Annotated in this window: 14 protein-coding genes and 1 pseudogene; 8 read left to right on the forward strand and 7 right to left on the reverse strand. The window is 69.6% G+C overall.

Annotation, left to right across the window (positions count from 1 at the left end; translation table 11 throughout):
- Positions 1-236: 236 nt before the first annotated feature.
- The 5 genes from AC1DP1_RS05265 to AC1DP1_RS05285 form a co-directional block, all read right to left on the reverse strand.
- Entirely contained in the window at positions 237-1,655 is a 1,419-nt protein-coding gene (locus AC1DP1_RS05265) for a metallophosphoesterase family protein (RefSeq protein WP_477505945.1), read from the reverse strand.
- Positions 1,656-1,659: 4 nt separating this feature from the next.
- On the reverse strand, positions 1,660-2,400 hold the full coding sequence (locus tag AC1DP1_RS05270) for a hypothetical protein (protein ID WP_477505946.1): 741 nt from the start codon (positions 2,398-2,400) through the stop codon (positions 1,660-1,662).
- A gap of 630 nt (positions 2,401-3,030) precedes the next feature.
- Positions 3,031-4,203 carry a tyrosine-type recombinase/integrase gene (locus tag AC1DP1_RS05275; protein WP_477505947.1) on the reverse strand — a complete coding sequence of 391 codons (1,173 nt, stop codon included), beginning with the start codon at positions 4,201-4,203 and terminating at the stop codon, positions 3,031-3,033.
- Between the two features lie 299 nt (positions 4,204-4,502).
- The gene (locus AC1DP1_RS05280; RefSeq protein ID WP_477505948.1) at positions 4,503-5,078 is read right to left on the reverse strand and encodes a class F sortase; all 576 of its coding nucleotides are present in this window, start codon (positions 5,076-5,078) and stop codon (positions 4,503-4,505) included.
- Position 5,079: 1 nt separating this feature from the next.
- Positions 5,080-6,168, reverse strand: coding sequence for a hypothetical protein (locus tag AC1DP1_RS05285; protein WP_477505949.1), 1,089 nt, complete (start codon positions 6,166-6,168; stop codon positions 5,080-5,082).
- Between the two features lie 240 nt (positions 6,169-6,408).
- Here AC1DP1_RS05285 and AC1DP1_RS05290 point away from each other — a divergent pair, with 240 nt between their 5' ends.
- Entirely contained in the window at positions 6,409-7,017 is a 609-nt protein-coding gene (locus AC1DP1_RS05290) for a TetR/AcrR family transcriptional regulator (protein WP_477505950.1), read from the forward strand.
- Between the two features lie 146 nt (positions 7,018-7,163).
- A complete protein-coding gene (gene leuE / locus AC1DP1_RS05295; protein WP_477505951.1) occupies positions 7,164-7,835 on the forward strand; it encodes a leucine efflux protein LeuE in 672 nt (223 codons plus the stop codon).
- 10 nt (positions 7,836-7,845) lie between these two features.
- On the opposite strand, the gene AC1DP1_RS05300 is transcribed toward leuE, so the two are convergent.
- Positions 7,846-13,596 (reverse strand): Ig-like domain-containing protein, encoded by a 5,751-nt coding sequence (locus tag AC1DP1_RS05300; RefSeq protein ID WP_477505952.1) that lies wholly within the window; start codon positions 13,594-13,596, stop codon positions 7,846-7,848.
- A 180-nt stretch (positions 13,597-13,776) separates the two neighbouring features.
- Between AC1DP1_RS05300 and AC1DP1_RS05305 the strand changes: the two genes are divergently transcribed.
- The 6 genes and pseudogenes from AC1DP1_RS05305 to AC1DP1_RS05330 all read left to right on the forward strand — a co-directional run bounded on the left by AC1DP1_RS05305 (position 13,777) and on the right by AC1DP1_RS05330 (position 18,424).
- Entirely contained in the window at positions 13,777-14,109 is a 333-nt protein-coding gene (locus tag AC1DP1_RS05305) for a YciI family protein (protein WP_477505953.1), read from the forward strand.
- A gap of 15 nt (positions 14,110-14,124) precedes the next feature.
- Positions 14,125-15,390, forward strand: a pseudogene (locus tag AC1DP1_RS05310) (RNA polymerase sigma factor).
- Between the two features lie 25 nt (positions 15,391-15,415).
- Positions 15,416-16,156, forward strand: a complete 741-nt coding sequence (locus AC1DP1_RS05315; protein WP_477505954.1) for an SURF1 family protein — start codon at positions 15,416-15,418, stop codon at positions 16,154-16,156.
- Between the two features lie 24 nt (positions 16,157-16,180).
- The gene (locus AC1DP1_RS05320; RefSeq protein ID WP_300053751.1) at positions 16,181-16,561 is read left to right on the forward strand and encodes a DUF3817 domain-containing protein; all 381 of its coding nucleotides are present in this window, start codon (positions 16,181-16,183) and stop codon (positions 16,559-16,561) included.
- A gap of 19 nt (positions 16,562-16,580) precedes the next feature.
- Positions 16,581-17,411 carry a patatin-like phospholipase family protein gene (locus AC1DP1_RS05325; RefSeq protein WP_477505955.1) on the forward strand — a complete coding sequence of 277 codons (831 nt, stop codon included), beginning with the start codon at positions 16,581-16,583 and terminating at the stop codon, positions 17,409-17,411.
- An 11-nt stretch (positions 17,412-17,422) separates the two neighbouring features.
- Positions 17,423-18,424, forward strand: coding sequence for a lysophospholipid acyltransferase family protein (locus tag AC1DP1_RS05330; RefSeq protein ID WP_477505956.1), 1,002 nt, complete (start codon positions 17,423-17,425; stop codon positions 18,422-18,424).
- 176 nt (positions 18,425-18,600) lie between these two features.
- Here the strand turns inward: AC1DP1_RS05330 and AC1DP1_RS05335 are convergent.
- Positions 18,601-19,095, reverse strand: a 495-nt coding sequence (locus tag AC1DP1_RS05335) for a hypothetical protein (RefSeq protein WP_477505957.1), incomplete at its 5' end; no start/stop codon positions are given.

A 19,095-nucleotide genomic window follows, 5' to 3' on the forward strand; every position in this document is an offset into this window, starting at 1 on the left:
ATGACCACGACGCCTGTTGCCCACTCGCGGAGCACGTGGCTGAGTTGACCAGCGCGAGGCTAACGGGGTCACCCAGAAGCACGACGCCGCTAGGTCTACCTAGGATCGCTTGGCCGAGCTGGAGGTCCAACTCGCTCGGATCACTCGATCACCAGAACTGAGACGCAGCCTCTCGGCAGAGCGCGGCACAAGGCTTTCCTCATGCAGCCATGTGCGTGATCGCGCGCTGAAGGTGATCAAGGCAGTACGAGGGACCACAGTTCATGTGCCTCGCGCGCGGGACCGAATGCGTGACAGGTAGCTAGTACTCCTTGAGTCTCAAATGGCTCGTAAACAGAGAACGTGTTCAGCCCGAGCTCCGCTGGAATCCGAGCCTGCTTGACTCCTGCAGAGCCGGACGCTAGAACGCTCACGGCTCCATCCGGATGCAGTACGGCTCCTCTTTCGGAGAACTCAGCGCGTCGGGCGACGGTCGCCGAGAACGGTAGGTGTTGATGCCCATGGAGGATCGTGGAGACCCCTGTCGACTGCGCGAGCGATAGAAGCTCCCCAGCATCCAGGCAAAGGCTCACTGGGCGTTTGTGACCCTCCTCGGGAACCTCAACCAGCTGAGCGGGCAACACGTGGTGGTGCATCACCATTGCGCCCCATGCCGCTTCGCGGGACCTAGCGAGAACCTGTCCGACAGAATTGAACACCGGCTCACTCCGGTCGCGCCCGACGTAACCGTAATCCATAGTCGACTTGTGTCTAGGTCGCGATGAGTTCAGGACGCCTATTACATAGTGACGGCCTTGAGGGTCGCGGATGTCCTGAACACGTTCAATCGGGGTTCCTTGGCCGTAGAAGAGGTTAAGGAGGTCGCGGAAGGGCTGCTCATTCGAGAAGTCGCGCGTAAGTTCCTCATCGTCGATCAAAATGTCGTGGTTTCCTGGAGCGATCACGATACATTCGCGTGGGATTTCCAGTTGCGATGCGAGGTCTTCCAAGAACAGCCGCGCTGAACGCAACCCTGCATCGTTGCCCTGTGTGGTCAAGTCCCCCGACACCACCACACACGCGGGACGCTTAGGCAGTGCACTCAAGAGTCGGGTCATCAATGTCGGTCGATTGAACGGGCCGGAACTTACGAGAGGGTGGCCATGGTCGTCCCCGAAGTGAAGGTCGGAGATGTGCAGTACGCCGTCGTGCCCGTCAGGACTGTCCACTTCAATTAGGTGAGATTCGATGTCTGGGCGTGGCGATTTTGGGGCGTAAATGGTCGAGTCTCCGCTTGGGACTCGACCATACTTATTCGTCCAGGTTTCCTCCGAGATCCTCTTAATCTCAGTGAGCCTGAACCAAGCTGGAAAGGGCCTACCGCGATAATAAGATGGGACGAGTTCGTCGTCCGGCGAGGGCCGAGGCGTTCCATCGCTGGAGAAGACCAAGGATTCACAAGTAGCCACGCACATTTGCCGATCCACGCGGTCTACTAAAGCGATCTCCGCCGGACCAGTAGACAGAGCGGACACGAGATCGTCGAGCAGATCGAGGCGCATCGGCTCATGCACCTTTTTCCACCAAGCCCACCAAACCGTCCCCTGGTCACGAATCATCCCTAGGTGGGCATTGATGGTCTCTGCCTCGTAGTCGCTAAAGCGAAGAATGATCATAACTCTATTTACCTCCGAAGAGATGATGCCGAAGTTCAGCTACTGACGAATTCTTTGATTCGGGCTGACGCGCCAGCCGGTCAAACAGGTCGAGAAAAGATGCTGCGTCGGAAACCTGAAGTACGCGATTCTCGCAGGTCCAGACATGCGCCCTCTGCAAAACCGGGTCGCGTCGGCTTACCTGGGCTACCGTTCCAAGGGGCGTGTAGGCCGCCCCGTTAGATGCCAAGTCCTGCTTAGGAGCACGGGAGACAGTTGACCGAATGGAGACGATGTGGTCGCCTATCCGCACGTCATACCATTCGGCCGTCGGTGGTTGTACCCATGGTCGCCCGGCGGGGAAATCGTTGGTCACCAAAAGTAGGTCCGCTCTGCGCCAAGCCTTTAACGGCGGCACTCCGGCAATTTCCAGTGCACGTGCCTCGAAAGTCGGAACATCGTATTCGATTTGATCACGCTCAACGGAGAAGCGGCCAATTCTGGCTGCAAGAGCCAGTATTTCCTTGCGGTCTTTTTGCGCGCTCGGCCGCGTACCTCCACCGAGCAGCGGCATGACAAGCGCACCACCAGTACGCACCATGTGGCTGGCCATTTCCAACCAGGTGAGCAGGTTTCGTCCGTACCACGGTGGGTCCAGAATGGCGGAGTCGAATCGGCAGTCTGCTTGGAAATGCTCTACATCTGTCTGGAAATGCGTCCCAGGGATGGGACCAAATCGAGATGTCACCCAGGGGCTGGTGTCCACGAGTGTCGCGTTCCTACCGGCCACAACTGCGGTCGTCGGGGTGCCGAGATGGAGCGATAGGCCGTGCAGCTTCGAGGCGAGGAATCTCGACGTGCTGTCCGTGAAGAACCACTCGGCCTGACCGGGAGAGTGGTGCGGAACGATGGGCCGAGTTGTCACTGGCCGTTGAGTCGACGGCTGTTCGGTGTCTGTGTTCGCTGGGAAAGCCCCTCGGGCTGACTCCGGGGGTCCCGGGACGTCGGTGGGCTCGCTCCATCGGTCCGCGATGCCTCGGAGCCGCGATGAGACTGAGTTGAAAGCCTTCAAAGTGAGGTCCTATTTGCAGATCGTGAGGAGTCGCCTTGACCCTAGCGTGGCGTCGATGTGCACAAGGGAGGTGCGGTCCGCGCCGCGATTGGGACGCCGAGGTGTTCACTGCACGCAACACGGACCCGCGTCTGAACGAATCCAGTTCACACTGGCCTCCGTGGCCTCCAGCGGTGGTCTCCGAATGGAACTTGTTCGGGTCGCCGCTAAGTTCGGGCCACCGGGGCCCGCCGAGCGCCGCCGCGACCGCGCGCCGCAACGCGGCCGATCTCGCTCCCCGGATCTTTGGCGGCTCCTGACGCCGGCCTTCGCGCTCTCTCGTGACTACGGTCGGCTCTCGCGCCACGCCTCGTATGTTGCCCCGATCTTCTCCGCGAGCGACTTGTCGCGGTCGAGGGTGGCGTGTTGGTAGATCGCCATTGCGGCCTGAGAGGCATGGCCGGCACGCGCTTGCAGCTCGGCGGCAGTCGCGCCGTGCTGACCGGCGAGGGTCAGAGCGGTATGGCGCAAGTGGTGGATGGTCAGGTCCGGGCGGCCAGCTGCCGCCCGGGCGGGGCGGTAGCGATCCATCAGGTAGCGCACGCTCATGTGGTCGGTGCGGTCCCCGGGGAAGAGCAGACCGCTCGGTCCCGCAGCGGTGTGCTCGAGGAGGTGCTTCTGCAGCATCGGCAAGAACGGCGAAGGGACGTGGACCGTCCGCACTCCGCTCCTGGTCTTCGGCGAGCTGATGTGCCGCCCGCACTCGGGGCAGGCACCCCGGACCGATGGGTTGACGTCCTTGTCCACCTTCCTCGTGACGTTGATTCGGCCGGTGACGCCATCGACGTCGGACCGGCGCAGCTCCAGCAGTTCTCCCTCGCGCAAGCCGACGAACGCTGCCATCACGATGAGCAACTTCAGGCGCTCGGGCATCTCGTCGATGATCACGGCGATCTCGTCGAAGGTCGCCGGCACCACGACCTGCTTCACGGGAGCACTGCCGGCACCACGGATCTTCGGCGGCGCCCGGTCGATCAGCTCCTCCTCAAAGGCCGCCTGGAGAATCGAGCGCAGCAATCGGTACGCCGCCGCATTCGACGACTCCGTCTTGGGATCGAGCGACCGACGCCAAGCCTTGATCTCGGACAGCGTGACGTCGCGCAACGGCATCTCGCCGAAGTACGGCAGGATCCGGCGGTCCAACAGCGACTCGTACCCGCGCGCCGTCGTTGGCCGTAGCCCACGCTCCGCCAGGTACCGCTTGGCGAACGCCCTCATCGTGCTCATCGCCTGCTCGCGTTCGCGGCGTGCCTCGGCGACCTTGCGTGCCTTGGGCGGCGTCCACTCGTCGCGGTCGAGCAGGGTTCGCTCCGCGACAAGCCACGCCTCGGCATCGAGTTTGGTCTGGAAGTTGCGAGAGTGACGCGTGCCGTCCGGCATCGCGTACCGCGCCCGATAGGACGGTCCGGTCGCGCCCGAGCGTCGCTCGAGCTCGCCAAATCCTCGACGTCGTGCCATGCGCTGGAACCTCCCGTGCAAGCCGCCCTACCGCGCGGATCCAGTTAACCCCCTGCTTCGGCAGCACGGCAAGGGGGCACCCAGGGGGAAAGGATGCCCAGTTGAGTCTGCGAATGGACGCATGTGACCTGCAGTTTTACGCTTGAATCGTAGTTCGCTACCTACTCCAAGTCCGTTTGCAAGCAGGGGGTTAGGGGTTCGAGTCCCCTAGGCTCCACCAGAGGGAAGGCGCAGTCAGCGAGCGGCTTCTGCGTGTCCTGGGTCTTCCGGTCGGTTGAGCACCCCGCCAAGGCGGCTCGTCAGTTCGACCGGGTCGCGGTCAGGACCACGTTCGCGTCGTAGTGGCCAGTTGCCGGGTTGTAGTCCTCGCAGGTGACGATCACCAGTCGGTGCGGGCCGGACTGGGCGAACAGGCGCGGAGCCTGCTCTGCGAGTGCGGTCTTGCTGATCACCTTGACGCTGGCGACCACGTAGCGAATCCCGCTCACGCGTGCGGTGGCTCCCACCGGCACGTCCTCGAGGTCGTCGAGGTCCCCGCCGCCGGTGTGCACGGTGTGCCCCACCAGCAGGGTGACCCCGTGCCGAGCCCCGGCATCCTTGCCCCACCAGCCGAGCACGGTGGGATCGTCGGGCGGGACCAGCGTGGATCCGGCGAGGTCCAGCGGGACGACGGGAGCGTCGATCTCGTCCAGCCGCAGCCGGGTCGGCGTGGTGGGATCCGCCGGAGCAGTAGGGGCAGCAGCAGAGACAGGAGCCACGGTGGGGGCGGCGACCCCGCTCTGCGTCGAGGCTGTCGACGAGAGCGGCTCCGTCACGGCGCCGCCGCAGGCGGTCAGCGAGACGACCGCCAGGAGACCGACCAGGAGCCGCTTCATCTCACAGCCCAGCGTCGATCGTGGTGGGCACCGCGGCAGGAGCGTGGTGCTGCTTCGGGGTGTGGGCCGCCACCTGGGCAGGCAGCGCCTGAGCTGCCGGCGTGGTGTTCGCAGACGAGACTCCCGTGTGGGCCGCTGCGGGCACGTGGGCCACCGACGTGGCGGTGTGGGCTGCCAGCACCTCGGCCACCGGCGGGGTGGCGGGCGTCTGCGGTGTCTCGGTCGGCTCGTCGGTCTGGGTCTCCGGGGTCACGGTCGGCTCGTCCGTCGGCTCCTCGCTGTCGCAGGTCACGGCAGCAGTGCCCTCGGTGATGCCCCGGTGGTAGACGGACCAGCGGTACTCGTAGTGGAAGGCGTACACGTCGAACTGGTACTCGGTGCGGAACGTCTCCGCCTTGGCAGGGGTGCCTGGAGTTGCCGGGATGGCCGGGACTGCCGGAGTGCCCGGCGTACCCACCGAGCGGAAGAACCACGACCCGTTGCCGTTTCCGTCGCTCTGGCTGTAGATGCCGTCGGGACCCGCGTGACCACCGGGGATCATGTCCTTCACGTTCCACGTGCCGCGGGGGTCGGTCGGGTAGACCGGCGCGTCGGTCAGGGGCCCCTGCTCCTTGTTGGGGGAGAAGCTCGCCCAGATGGTCGACGTGCCCGGAACGGCGGGAGTGCCCGGAACGGCGGGCTTGCCCTCGATGGCGGGAGCGGCGTCGTTGTTGCCGACCTCGCGGGTGTAGCGGTGTCCGGCCTCTTCGTTGGCCGCGACGTCGGGTGCGGTGTCCCTGGCCGACCACGGAGTGAACCGCTGCCAGCCGTCGCTCACCTTCTGGCGGTAGGCGGAGTCGGCGGTGTCGGTCCAGCCCTCGCCGATCTGGATCAGGTTGGCGAGGTTGTCCTCCCCGGACTCGTCCGGGTCGGCGGGCGTGGCGTCGCTGGTGGACCAGTCGGTGAACGAGTTCCACGCCCACGCGCCGGGCGCGGCGTCGGTGCCGCTGTTCCAGGTGCAGTCGTCGGTGGCGTTGGCGGGTCCAGCAAGCGCGACCGTGGTGCTGATGGCGGTGACGGCCAGCGCGGTGGTGGTGATGAGCTTCCTCATGATGACTTCCATTCGTAGGGGACTCCGCACTTCTCTGGCGGGTCGTTGAGTGGTCAAGCGGGGTCGGAGGAGAGCTGCGGGGGTGTCCGCCAGGTCGCAACGCGACTGTATCGACTTGTTGACACAATGCTAACAGACTGTTGGCGAAGTGCCAATTCAGGGCGCCGGCGCCCTGGGTGCAGTGCAACGAAACCCCTACCCCCTTTTTGACGGATCGCCAATCACTGCGACACTGCACGCATGACCACGACGCCGAAGTACAAGCGCCTCGATCCCGCGCAGCGACGCGAGCAGATGCTCGACGCGGCCAACGACCTGTTCGCCGAGCGTGGCTACGAAGAGGTCTCGGTCGAGGACATCGCGCGTGCGGCAGGTGTCACTCGCGGGCTGGTGCACCACTATTTCGGCGGCCGTACCGAGGTCTACATCGCGCTGCTCCAGAGGATCGATGCCCTCCGCGAGGACGGCCTGCGGGCGCCCGAGGGGCGCAGCGCCCGCGCACGGGTGGCGGACTCCGTCTCACGCTGGCTGGACTGGACCGAGGCGAACCGCACGATCTATCTCGGGACGATCGCGCCCGGTGATGACATAGCCGACCCCGAGGTGAGCCGTGTGGTCGCCGACCTCAGAGGCCGCGTGGTGGCGTGGCTCGCGACCTTCCACGCCGACATCGCCCCCCAGGACTCGATCCGACTGCGCTACGCGCTCGAGTGTTGGACCGGCCTCAACCGCGCCGCGACCCGGCGCTGGCTGCGCGGCGACGCCACCCGCGAGGCGACGCACGAGCTGCTGGCCGTCACTCTCGAACACGTCTTGCGGACGTTCGGCGCGCCCACCACCTCCCGCTGAGCTCCGTCCGAGTCGGCGCGGGGACTGCCGTGGCCGCTGCCACAGGGTCACCTGATGACCTCACGGCTCCGGCGTCGCGTGTGACGTTCGGCCCACCTGTCGAAATCGGTGACCCGCGCCCCGCGGCCGGCCGCACACTGGGACGCGTGCTGGGCATCACCGACCTCCCGACCTACCTCGTCGGCCTCGTCCTGATCATCCTGCTGCCGGGCCCGAACTCGCTGTACGTCCTCTCCGTCGCGGCACGGCGCGGGGTCCGGAGCGGGTACGCCGGCGCGGCGGGGGTGTGGACCGGCGACGCTGTGCTCATGACCCTGTCCGCGGCCGGCGTCGCGTCGCTGCTGCAGGCCAACCCGTCGGCGTTCGCCGTCGTGAAGTGGGTGGGCGCGTCCTACCTGCTGTGGCTCGCCATCGGCATGCTCCGCGCGGCCTGGGGCATGTGGCGCTCGCGCGTTCCGGTCGCCGACCAGATCGCCGACGCCGCTGTCGAGGCCGGAGTGGAGCCGCAGGCTCGCGGCGAGCGGCCCTACCGTCGCGCGCTGGTGGTCAGCCTGCTCAACCCCAAGGCGATCCTGTTCTTCGTCGCCTTCTTCGTGCAGTTCGTCGACCCGGCCTACGCCCACCCGGTGGTCTCGTTCCTGGTGCTCGGCACGCTCGCGACGCTGGCGAGCGCGGCGTACCTCAGCGTCCTGATCTTCGGCGGCACCCATCTCGCGGCCGCCTTCCGACGTCGCAAGGCGTTGTCGGCGGGCGCGACCTCGGCGGTCGGCGCGGTCTTCGTCGGCTTCGCGGTGAAGCTGGCCCTGGCCTCGGCCTGAGCCCGCGGGGTCACGTGGCAGGTCGGATCTCCACCGCCACGAGCTGCCAGCGGTCGTTCTTGCGCAGCCCGGCGTTGCGCACCGTGATCGCGTTCCTGGAGGTCGTGGCCGTGGTGAGGCGCTGCACCCAGAAGTAGTCGTCGACCTGCCTGCTGTGGAACGTGTGCACCCAGGCGTGGTCGGCAGGCAGCTTGGGCGCTGTGCTGGTGCTCCAGTTGTGACCGACCGACCAGATGAGTGACGAGCTCGACGCGGGCGTGATGACGACCTTGGCCTCGGAGGAGACGCCGGTCGCCGACGACGTGCCGATGTCACGGGCAGCCCCGGTGTAGGCGGCGACGGTGATCGTTCCGGTGTAGCCACGGTGCTTGAACACCGCCTTCACCTGCACGTCCTTGACCCGCTTGGTGGCGTACGCCGTCCACACCTCCGTGCTGCCCCATGTCTTGTTGGCCCTCTCCTGACGGGTCCAGGTGAGGTCGTCGCTGCGCAGGCTCGTGATCTGCTGCGTCGGGGAGTGGGGTCCGTCGAAGGAGACGTAGGCGACGAGCAGCTCCTGGGCTCCTGCGGTCGTCAGCTTCGGCGCAGTGATCGAGTCGGTGGGCTTCTTCGTGTCGGCCCAGACGACCGTGTCGAGCGCCGGCGCGACCACCACGGGAGGCGGCGGAGGAGGCGGCGGAGGGGGTGGAGGAGGAGGCGGCGGCGGAGGCGGTGGAGGCGGAGGAGGTGGCGGGGTGACGCGTTCGACGTTGATGGTGATCGTGGCCGGCGCCGAGGTGTGGGTGGCGTCGGAGACGGTGAAGGTGAAGGAGTCGGGACCGTGGTAGCCGGCTGCGGGGGTGTAGGTGCGGCTGGCTCCGGTGCCGCTGAGGGTGCCGTGGGCGGGCTGGGTGGTGATGGCGTAGGTGAGCGGGTCGCCCTCGGGGTCGGTGCCCTTGAGGGTGACGGGCAGGGGGGTGTCCTGCGGGGTGGTGAGCGTCGCCTGCGTCGCGACCGGCGGCTGGTTGACCGGCGCCGGGGTCCAGGTGAGGGTCGCGTCCGCGGTCAGGCCGGACGACGTCGCGCGGACCGCGGCGGCGCCTGCGGTCGCCGACGTCAGGCAGTACGTCGCGCTGCCGTCGCCGCCGGTCACCAGCGAGCGCTCGTCGGTGACGACGCCGGTCGTGGTGACGTCAACCCGCGCGCCGGCGATCCCGGCGTCGTCCTGGTCCGAGAGCCGTGCCGTCGTGCACAGCTCGCGGCCGACCACGCCGGACGGCGCCGCCGGGGAGAGGCTGAGCCGGTTGGCCTCGGCGACCCGAGCCAGCCGGAACCCGCCCGGGAAGCCGTAGGAGTCGTCCTGGTCGAAGCCGTAGACCACGGTGCCGACGGGGACGGGCGAGGTGACCCGGTGGATGCCGGCCTCGATGTCGACGACCGCGCCCGAGTACGTCGTACCCGGGATCGGTAGCCACGCGGCTGAGGGGACCGCAGCGCCGTCGAGGCGGACGTCGCCCACGCGCGTCGTCGGTGCGGTGAGGTTGACGTGGTGGGCGCGGAAGCCCGACGTCGGCGTGGAGAAGGCCGAGCTGGTGTAGCCCTGCTCGAGCGCGGGGACCAGCACCATGAACGGGTCGGAGACGGTGCTGTCGAAGGTCGAGCCGTTGGAGTACTGGGAAACGCTGACCGGCTTGGTGGCCCGGATCGACTGGGGCCTGCCGCTGAGCCACTCGTGGAACTCGCCGGCGTCCAGGGTGACGTCGGTGCTGCCGACACTGTCGGTGATGGTGACGACCGTGCCGTCCTCGTCGGCCACGATCCGGAAGGTGTCCTGGGTACGCCCGGCCAGCGGCATGCTGGCGTACGTGCGCCCCCACGTGGCGGTCGGGATGAGCTGCTCGACGATGTGGTCGCAGTAGCCGAAGCCGTTGGGGATGTTGGCGCAGCGGTTGGCGCCGTACGCCGAGACCGGGCGGTCCGACGTGATGAGGGCGCCGGTCATGCTCTGCCCGATGCTCGTCTCCCACTCGAAGACCTCGCCCAGCTCCAGCTGCACGGTGTGGGTCTCGAGCTGGGGTGAGGGGGGATCGATCGTCACGGTGGTGCGGCCCTCCGTCGCCACGACGCCCACCACGGGAGCCATGCCGAACTCGTAGTCCACGACGCGGTAGCGGGTGCCGGTGGCGGTGACGGGAACAGCGAGGAAGGCGTCGGTGGTGTACTTCTGGCGGTTGAGCCCGTAGACGGTGACCGGGTCGTCGGCCACGACGTGCACCGCGAGCGGCTCGACCCGCTGGGCGTTGGTGTCCTTGACCCCGGCCCGTACGTCGACGGGCAGGGAGACCGCGGTGACGTCGTTGGCGGCCACCGTGAAGGGAAACTCCTCCAGCAGGCCGGGCACCTCCACGACGCCGCTCGTCGCGGTGGACGACGCGACGAACAGCGTGAGCGCGGAGTCGTCGGTGCTCATGTAGTTGGCGTCGAAGGTCACCCAGAACTCCCGACCCGATGAGGACGGAGTCCGGTCGACGTCGGCGAGCACGTGCACCCGGTCGATGCGGCTGACGCGCTTGCCGTCCGCTTCGGTGACGGTGAGGGTCACGTCGTAGGTGCCGGCCGTGCCGTAGGCGTGGTCGGCGGTCCGGCCGCTGGCCGTGGCGCCGTCGCCGAAGGACCAGCTGATGGCGGTCGCCGGGTCGGGACCGCCCGGGTCCGTCCAGTAGGCGCGGAACCCGAGCGGCTCACCGGTCCGGCCGACGGCGTGCTCGGCGATGGCGGCCTTCGCCGGTGCGAGGTTGGCGACGGTCGCCGTCGTCGTGTCGGCGTACTCCTTTGCACCGTCGTTGTGGTCGACGGCAGAGAGACGCACCTCGTAGGTGCCGGGCGTGGCGTAGCGGTGGTCGACGGGACCGCCGCGCCACGGCTCGCTACGGCCGTCGCCCCAGTCCACCGTGTAGACCAGGCCGTTGTCCGGAGTGGTCGACCCGGTGAGGTCGAAGGAGAGAGCGCTGCCCTCGTCGCCGGTGACCGCCGGTCCGGCGTCGACCACGACGTCCCGGATCACGATCGTGGCGACGACCTGCTCGACCCGGCCGCCGTCCTCGTCGCTCACGGCGACGGTCACCGGGTAGCTGCCGTTCGCGGTCCAGGTGTGCTCGACGAACGGGCCGGTCGCCTGCTGGCCGTCGCCGAAGTCCCACGTCACGGTCAGCACGTCCTGCGGGCCGGGGTCGTAGGCGTAGGCGCTCAGACCGAGGGACTTGCCGCGCACCCACCGGCCGTCGTGGCCGCTGTAGCTGACCTGGGGCGGGCGGTTGGCCACGGTGACGCGAACGTCCTTCGAGGTCGACGCGCCGCGGTTGTCGGTGACCGTGAGAGTGGCGGTGTAGGTGCCCTCGTCGGGGAAGGTGGGCGGGCTCGTCCCGCTGTAGCCGCCGGGCGCGGTCCACACCGTGGAGACGACGAGGCCGTCCGGGTCGCTCGCGGTGTAGGGGTAGGAGAACGACGAGCCCTCGTCCGCGGTCGCGCTGTCGGCGCCCACGATGATCGGCGCGCGGTTGTCGTCGACGATGGTCACGCGGACCGTGCCCACCGCCGTCGCGCCGGTGCCATCGCCGACGGTGTAGGTGAAGCTGTCCGTCGTGGCGGTGCCGTCCGCGGTGTAGGTGCACGTGCCGAGTCCCAGGTCGCACGTCGCGGTGCCGTCGCTCGCAGCGGTGGACGACACGAGGCGCACGTTGCCGTTGGGCGAGGAGTCGTTGCTCAGGACGTCGGCGGTCAGGGTGAGCCCGCGACCGACGGTGAAGATCTCGTTGCCCACAGAGATGCCGTCGGGGTTGCCGACCTTGAACGTCGTCACCGCCGGGTCCGAGGTGAGCGTGCCGTCGGTGACGGTGAAGACCACGCCGTCCGTGCCGCGGAAGCCCGGGTTCGGGGTGTAGGTCCACTGCCCGCCGGACTGCGTGACCGTGCCGTACGTCGGCGGGGTGACCACCTGGTAGGTCACCGGCTGCCCCTCGGGGTCGTAGCCGTAGAACGGGTTGGGGTAGGGCGAGTCCTGGTTGAGGTGGATCGTCTGCGAGACCGCGATCGGTGGGCGGTCGACGGGCGTGGGCGGCGTGATCGTGAGGGTGACCGTGGCGGGGTCCGAGGCGACCTTGCCGTCGTTGACCCGGTAGGTGAACGTGTCCTGCCCGACGGCACCCGGGTTCGGGACGTACGTGCGCTGCGCCCCGCTGCCCTGCAGCGTGCCGAGGGTCGGCGGATCGACGACCTGGTAGGTCAGCGGGTCGCCGTCGGCGTCGCTGCCGGCCAGCGTGATCGCCAGCGAGGTGTCGCGCTCGAGGGTCAGCGTGAGCGGGGCGGCGACGGGTGGCGTGTTGGGTGGCTGCACCGGACCTTCGATGCGCGCCGCAACCGCGATCGCCTCGCGTCCGAACTCGTCGAAGCCTGACACGGCCGCGTCGGTCGTCGCCGCCAGCGCGTCGAGCTGGTCGACCATCGAGGTGGCGGGGTCGAAGCCGGCCAACGGCACCTCGAAGTGGGAGCGGATCGCCTCGATCTGGGCGGGCGTGCGCCCGGCGGCAGTGAGCGCGGAGAGCTCCTGCGGCGCGAACCCGTTCTGGCGGACCCTGTCGTAGGCGCCCTTGATGGTCGTCCACTCCTCGGGCGTGACCAGCGGTCCGGTGAAGTCCGGGGTGGAGCGGAAGAGGTCGGCGTACGCCGTCAGCGCGTCGGCGCTGCGCCGCATCTGGGTGACCTGCGAGAGCGCGTAGCGTCCGGCGGCGCGCAGCTGGGCCGCAGCCCTCTCTTCGTTGCCGGCCTCGGTCGCGCCGAGGTACTTCTCGTAGGCCGACAGCGACACCTCGCCGAACGCCGACTGCCGGTCGAGCGCGGACATCAGCTCGTCGAGCACCGGCGACTGGGAGGGGCCGATGGTGGCGAACGACGGCGTCGGCACGACCGCGAAGTCCGGGTCGGGCGGGTCGGCGACGATGTCGGCGTACATCGCTGCGGTGGCGCACGACAGGTCGTGCAGGATCTCCATCGCCTTGTCCTGCCCCGCGCCGATGGCGTCGAACGACGGGAAGGCGAAGCCCATCAGGCCACCGGCCGCCGGGATGATCGTCGCCGCGAAGCCCACCTCGCCCGCCTCGTAGCGGTCGGCGCGCTGCTGGGCCTTCTTGATCTTGCCGCGGGCCGCGGTGACGCTGTCGGCGGCGTCCTTGAGCGCGAACCCGATGCATGCCAGGTTCACGCCCGTGCCCATCTGGCCGGCGCGCGCCTTCCACTCCTGCATCGCGGCCACTGCGGGTGCGCGCGAGCAGTCGAAGCAGCTGGTGACGGTGAACTCGACGCTGACCGCTGTCGGCGTGCCCTCGGAGTCCTCGGCCAGGATCCGCCAGGTTCCCGGGATCAGGCTGGGGCCCTCGATGGGCTGGATGATGCTGCCGATGCCGACGATGTCGTTGGGCGATCCCCAGGCCGGGCGGTCACAGCTGCCGTCGGCGGGTGCCTCGACACTCGCCTCGACGATGCAGACCCGACCGCCCTTGATGTCGGAGGTGACGTAGACGAAGAGGGCGTCGTCGTCGACGAACTGGTCGTCCGGCTCCTCCTCGGAGTTCATCGGGATCGGGTTGTGGAGCGCGGCCTGCGAGGTGGGGGCCAGCACGACCAGCACACCGACGGCCACCAGCAACGAGACCAGGAGCCGGGCGAGGAGCCGCGCCGGGGCGCTGCGGTCCCTCGTCCCCTCATCACCACTGCGACTGCGCCTCATCTGCGCAACGTGCTCCCGGTGGCGACCCGGGCCCGGCAAATCGAGGAGCAGATACCTCAAACGGGGGGGTGCGCCGGGCCGTCGGGGCCGCGGCCGGCGCTGTCGTATCCACGCCGTCCCGTTCGTGGTAGGGGTGAGAGGTCGCCCGAGAGGGGTGGCCGCCGACCACTGGAGACCGACATGCACTACCTCCTCACCGTCATCGGAGACACCGCCAACCCCACCGACGACTCCGCGCCCGGCGCGATCGACGCGTTCAACGACCGGCTCAAGGACGAGGGCCGCTGGGTCTTCGGCGGCGGTCTCACCGACCCGCGGGACGCCACCGTCACCGACAGCCGCGGCGGCGAGCCGGTGTTCACCGATGGGCCGTTCGTGGAGTCCAAGGAGTTCCTCGCCGGCTTCTGGGTGGTCACCGCCGACGACCTCGACGTCGCGCTCGCGCTGTCCGCGGACGCCTCGCGCGCCTGCCACCGCAAGGTCGAGATCCGCCCGTTCGGCGGCGTGGCCTGACCCGTGCCCGACCCCCTGACCGACCCCGAGGCCGTAGCAGGGCTCGACGAGGTCCTGACCCGGGTCCACCGCGAGGAGTGGGCCCGGGTCGTGGCCACGCTCGCCCGGCGCTTCGGCGACCTCGACGTCGCCGAGGACGCCACGGCCGAGGCGTTCGCCATCGCCGTCGAGCGGTGGCGCACCCACGGCGTACCACCCAACCCGGGCGCCTGGCTGACGACCACCGCGGGCAACAAGGCGCTCGACCGCGTACGCCGTGAGAGCCGGCGCGACGCCAAGCAGAGGCAGGCCAACATGCTCACCGACCAGCTCTCGGAACCACCGGAGCCAGCCGGCGTCGTCGAGGACGAACGACTCCGACTGCTCTTCACCTGTGCCCACCCGGCCCTCGCGATGGAGGCGCGGGTCGCACTCACGCTGCGCATGGTCGGCGGCCTCACCGTCGCCGAGATCGCGCACGCGTTCCTCGTGTAGGAGACGACCATGGCGCAGCGGGTCACCCGCGCCAAGGCGAAGATCAAGGCCGCCGGCATCCCGTGGCGCGTCCCGGCGGCAGCGGACCTCCCGGCCCGGATCGACGGCGTCCTGACCGTGCTCTACCTCGTCTTCAACGAGGGCTACCTCGCCAGCGGCGCCGACACCGACCCGGTGCGGGCCGAGCTGACCGGCGAGGCGATCCGTCTCACGCGCCTGGTGCGCGAGCTGCTGCCGGAGGACGGCGAGGCGGCGGGGCTGCTCGCCCTGATGCTGCTCACGGAGGCCCGACGTACCGCCCGGGTGTCCGCCGACGGCGAGCTGGTCACCCTCGACCAGCAGGACCGTGGGGCGTGGGACCGGACGCTCGTCGCCGAGGGCCACGCGCTCGTCCGCGAGCGGCTCGCCTCGGGCCGCCCGCCCGGGCGCTACCAGGTGCTCGCCGCGATCAACGCCGTCCACACCGATGCCGCCGACGCCCGGGACACCGACTGGTCGCAGGTCGCGGCGCTCTACGACCAGCTCGTGAGGCTCGACCCGTCGCCGGTCGTGGCCCTCAACCGCGCGATCGCCGTCGCCGAGCTCGACGGCCCGCACGTCGCCCTCGCCCAGGTGGACGCGCTGGCCGCGCCCCTCGCCGGCTACCACGCCTTCCACGCCACCCGCGCCGACCTGCTGCGCCGGCTGGGCCGCAGCGCGGAGGCGCGCGAGGCCTACGACCGGGCGATCGAGCTGTCCGGCAACTCCGCCGAGATGGCGTACCTCACTCGGCGTCGGGACCAGCTCGCATCCGCCGGAGGACAGTGACCGGGCGGCTGGGACAATCGAGGCCGTGACCGCCCCCCGCCGACCCGGCCTGCTGACCGACCTCGGGGCGGCGGCCCTCGCGCTCGTGCTGGTGGGGATCGCCGGGATGCTCGGGAAGTGGCAGTACGACGCCTGGCAGGCGCACCGCGACGCCGAGGCACGCGACCTGACCGGCATCGCGCCGGTGCCGCTGGACGACGTGATGGGCAACGACGACCCGTTCCCCGCCCCCGACCTCGGTCGGCCGGTGGAGGTGGTGGGCGAGTGGCTCGACGGCGGCTTCTGGGTCGCCGACCGGTCGCTGGACGGAGAGCCCGGCTACTGGGCCGTGACCCCGCTGCAGACCGGTGACGCCGCGGTGCTCGTCGTACGCGGCTGGGCGCCCGAGCCCGACGCCGACCTGCTGGCCGCCTCGGGCGAGGCGGAGGTGACCGGCTGGCTGCAACCCCCCGAGGGCACCCTCGTCGTCGACGACGACCCGACCGACGACGTCTTCCCGGAGATCCGGGTCGCCGACGCGGTGCAGCGCGTCGACGTGGACCTCTGGTCGGCCTACCTCATCAGCCAGGACCCCGGTCCCGGGCTGGAGGAGGCCGAGCTCGCGGCGCTCCCGACACCGAGCCGCACGACCGGCGTCCGCAACCTGCTCTACGCCGTCGAGTGGTGGGTCTTCGGGGCCTTCGCCGCCTTCATCTGGTGGCGCTGGCGGCGCGATGCGACCAACCCCGACCTGGCACCCGACCTGCCCTCACCGAGTGCCGGATAGGACGCGCCGGATATCTTGGCCGCCGTGTCCCGCACCCTCACCGCCTACCGCGTCATGGCCTCCATCGTGGGCGTCCTGCTCGTGGTGCTCTGCCTGATCGGCGTCCCGCTGGCCAACTTCGACGGATCCCCGATGTGGGGCGTCTTCGACAGCACCCCGACCTGGGTCACCCCCGGCTCGGACGCCCAGCACGCCGGCGAGCTGATCACGACCTACCTCGGCGTCGCGCACGGCTGGCTCTACATGATCTTCCTCTTCAGCGCCTTCCTGCTCTCGCGCCGGGCCAGGTGGGACTTCCCCTTCACCCTGGTGACCCTCGTCTGCGGCACGATCCCGCTCGTCTCCTTCTGGGCCGAGCACCGCGCCACCCGCCGCGTGCGCGCCGAGCACCCCGAGCTCGCCTGATCCTCACTAGGGTCGACCCATGGTGACCGCGTTCGTCCTCGGTGGCGGCGGCGTCCTGGGTGCCGTCGAGGTCGGCATGCTGCGGGCGCTGCTCGAGCGCGACATCGTCCCGGACCTCGTCCTGGGCACGAGCGTCGGCGCCCTCAACGGCGCCATGGTCGCCCGGCAGCCCGAGCTCGCGGTGGTCGACCGGCTCACCGACCTGTGGGTCACCACGGCGCGGGGACGCGACGTGTACGGCGACCGGCCGCTGCGCACGGTCCGGCGGGCCGTCTCGACGGGCACCCACATCTACTCCTCAGAGCCGTTGCGCACCCGGCTGGAGGAGGAGCTCGGCAGCGCCCGCTTCGAGGACCTCCCGGTGCGGCTCGAGGTGTGCGCGGCGAGCATCGAGCGAGCAGCCGAGCACTGGTTCACCGAGGGGCCGATCGTGCCGGCCATCCTCGCCAGCGCCGCCGTGCCCGGCCTGCTCCCGCCGGCCGAGGTCGACGGCGAGCACTTCCTCGACGGCGGCCTGGTGAACTCCATCCCGGTGGGCCGGGCGGTCGAGCTCGGCGCCACCCGCGTCTTCGTGCTCCAGGTCGGGCGGATCGACCGGCCCCTGCAGGTGCCGACCCGGCCGTGGCAGGTGGCGCGGGTGAGCTTCGAGGTGGCCCGCCGCCACCGGTTCACGCGCGACATGGCGACGATCCCCGACGGCGTCGAGGCCCACGTCCTGCCCGCCGCCGGCACGTCGTCGCGCGACGACTCGCTGCTCTCCTACCGCGACTTCTCGGGCGTGCAGGCCCGCATCGACGCGACGTACGTCGCCTCGCGGGACTTCCTCGACGCGGAGCTCGGCCGGCCATGAGGCGCCCTCTCGTGTGGGTCCTCCGTCGGCTGGTGGTGGCCCCGGCGGTGGTCGCCCTGACGGCGCTGATGTGGCTCACCCTCCCGGGCTGGCTGCTGGTGGCCGCGGCGCTCGCGCCGGTGCTTCCCGGCCGGTGGCGCGCGCTGCGCGTGCTGTGGCTGGTGCTGCTCTACGCCACCTTCGAGACCCTGATGCTGGCAGTGATGCTCGGCCTGTGGCTGGCCAGCGGCTTCGGCTGGCGGATCCGCTCGCCCTACTTCGCCGGCATCCACTACGACCTGGTGCAGGGCGCGCTGATCGTGTTCTTCCGCGAGGCCCGACGCGTGCTGGCGCTGCGCATCCGCACCGACGGTCCGCACCCGTCGCGGGTGCCGGACGGGCCGGTGCTGGTGATGTGCCGCCACGCAGGCCCCGGCGACTCGTTCGTGCTGATGTACGCCCTGCTGCACTGGTACCACCGCGAGCCGCGGGTCGTCCTGAAGAACACCCTCGCCTGGGACCCGGCGATCGACGTGGTCCTCAACCGGGTCCCGGCCCGCTTCATCTCCCCGAACCCAGCTGCAGGCGAGGACCTCGAGTCCCAGATCGCATCGCTCGCCACGGGACTCGACCACAACGACGCCTTCGTGATCTTCCCCGAGGGCGGCAACTTCACCGCCGCGCGACGCGACCGCGCGATCGCCAAGCTCCGCAAGCTCGGCCTGGAGAAGATGGCGGTGCGCGCCGAGGAGATGGTCCACGTCCTGGCGCCCCGCCCCGGCGGCGTACTGGCCGCGCTCGATGCCGCGCCCGAGGCCGACGTGCTGATGGTCGCCCACACCGGGCTCGACCACCTCCTGACCGTCGGCGACCTGTGGCGCGAGCTGCCGATGGACAAGCAGATCACCATGCGCTGGTGGCGGGTGGCCCGCGCGGACATCCCGGCCGATCGTGAGGAGCGCATCGAGTGGCTCTTCAACTGGTGGGAGCACATCGACGACTGGATCGAGACGAACCGCGTCGAGACTCCCTGACGTTCCTCCGAGCGCCGACGAGCGGTGGCCCACCCACGTTCCGAGCCGGCCGAACGTCGCTCACCCACCGCCCCCCGGGCGACACGCCGTGGACGCGACTCGGGCGGTGCCCCACCCACATGTCGAGCCAGTCGAATGTGGGTGGGACACCGCCCGGTGCGGTGCTGCGGGTGCTGCTAATTCTTGCGGGGCACGTCGTCGATGTCGATCACGTCGGCGGGCGCGTCGGGGTCGGTCGGCGGGTGCGCCTCCTCGATCGAGTCGCTGATCGCCTCGCCCGGGGCGCCGCCGCCGGGGTCGTCGGTGGCCGGCGGGTCGACCGTGACGACGTCGTCAGCCGTGACCTCGTCGGGCAGCGGGTCGGTGAGCGGGTCGCCACCGGGTGCGGCCGACGTCGAGGCCGGGGATGCAGGTGTGGGCGGTGGGGTGGCCGACGCGGTCGTGGCGGGCTTCGGCGCGGCCGGGGGCACGTAGGTCGACTGCCAGTTGGCCTCGGCGTCCTGCTTGCCCTTGAGCTTGCTGAACACGAACCCGCCGATGGCGAGCAGCCCGGTGAGCACCAGGAGCTTCTTCAGCTTGCTGCCCTGCGGCTCGGGCTCGACGCCGCGCAGCTCGTTGACCTTGGCCACGGCGATGTCACGGCCCTCGGCGGCCCGCTCGGAGGCGAGCGC

This window comes from Nocardioides sp. P4_G10, from assembly GCF_056401175.1.

Coding starts and splice junctions, on each gene's coding strand:
- AC1DP1_RS05305 (WP_477505953.1), top strand. CDS start 13,777: ATGCACTACCTCCTCACCGTCATCGGAGACACCGCCAACCCCACCGAC.
- AC1DP1_RS05265 (WP_477505945.1), bottom strand. CDS start 1,655: ATGATCATTCTTCGCTTTAGCGACTACGAGGCAGAGACCATCAATGCC.
- AC1DP1_RS05280 (WP_477505948.1), bottom strand. CDS start 5,078: ATGAAGCGGCTCCTGGTCGGTCTCCTGGCGGTCGTCTCGCTGACCGCC.
- AC1DP1_RS05290 (WP_477505950.1), top strand. CDS start 6,409: ATGACCACGACGCCGAAGTACAAGCGCCTCGATCCCGCGCAGCGACGC.
- AC1DP1_RS05325 (WP_477505955.1), top strand. CDS start 16,581: ATGGTGACCGCGTTCGTCCTCGGTGGCGGCGGCGTCCTGGGTGCCGTC.
- AC1DP1_RS05285 (WP_477505949.1), bottom strand. CDS start 6,168: ATGAGGAAGCTCATCACCACCACCGCGCTGGCCGTCACCGCCATCAGC.
- AC1DP1_RS05275 (WP_477505947.1), bottom strand. CDS start 4,203: ATGGCACGACGTCGAGGATTTGGCGAGCTCGAGCGACGCTCGGGCGCG.
- AC1DP1_RS05300 (WP_477505952.1), bottom strand. CDS start 13,596: ATGAGGCGCAGTCGCAGTGGTGATGAGGGGACGAGGGACCGCAGCGCC.